1 protein-coding gene is annotated in these 707 nt (G+C 56.6%); it reads right to left on the bottom strand.

Annotation, left to right across the window (positions count from 1 at the left end):
• Positions 1 to 284: 284 nt before the first annotated feature.
• Positions 285 to 707, bottom strand: a 423-nt coding sequence (locus tag K7B09_RS13115) for a hypothetical protein (protein WP_223629911.1), incomplete at its 5' end; no start/stop codon positions are given.

Here is a 707-nt window from a genome sequence, read left to right as displayed (position 1 = left end):
GATAACACGATGCCATGAAGCGGCGTCGGCTTGAACGAACTGTTAGGTTGTAGGCGCCCGACGACCCACTGCACATGCGAAGCAAGCTACGGAATGCTACCGCCACCACGGTGCGCAGGCCCCCTGCGCGCTGTGGGCCAAGTACGCAAGGGCACACTTGAACCAAACAGTAAACCTATCAAGCGCAATTCAATGCAAAGCCCGCACATCTCCAAAAAATTCCGCGCTAAACCTAACGCCTGAATTAAGCCGCGCCGCGAAGCGGCGTCGGCTTGAATGAATTGTTAGGCAGCAGGCCTTGTACGAAAGAACGCCCTGCTACCGACTTTCTTGTGCTCGAGGCGGCCCTGATCCTCGAGGATTCTGGCGAGAATTGCGAACAGCCAGCCCTTTGGGCCGTACTGACTCCCCTGTTGAGGAACGGCAACAAAATTCAGAGCCAAAGCATCCTTGATTTGAACCGCCGGCACCCATCCCTCGTGATGCGCCGACTCAGAGCTGCGAACGAAGGAAAGCAACTCATCAGCAGCAGCTTGGATGTGGCTATGGATCTGCTTCTTATGGTCCACCGAGATGCTCCCCCTGCCGCCTAACACCTGAGTTAAGCCGCGCCGCAACGAGGTGCAACCGAAGCGACAGCAGCCGGACGCCGAAAGATAACACGATGCCATGAAGCGGCGTCGGCTTGAACGAACTGTTAGGTTGTA

It is taken from the genome of Thermomonas beijingensis, assembly GCF_020034655.1.
GTDB lineage: Bacteria > Pseudomonadota > Gammaproteobacteria > Xanthomonadales > Xanthomonadaceae > Thermomonas > Thermomonas beijingensis.
This window is presented reverse-complemented; position numbering and strand designations above follow the sequence as displayed.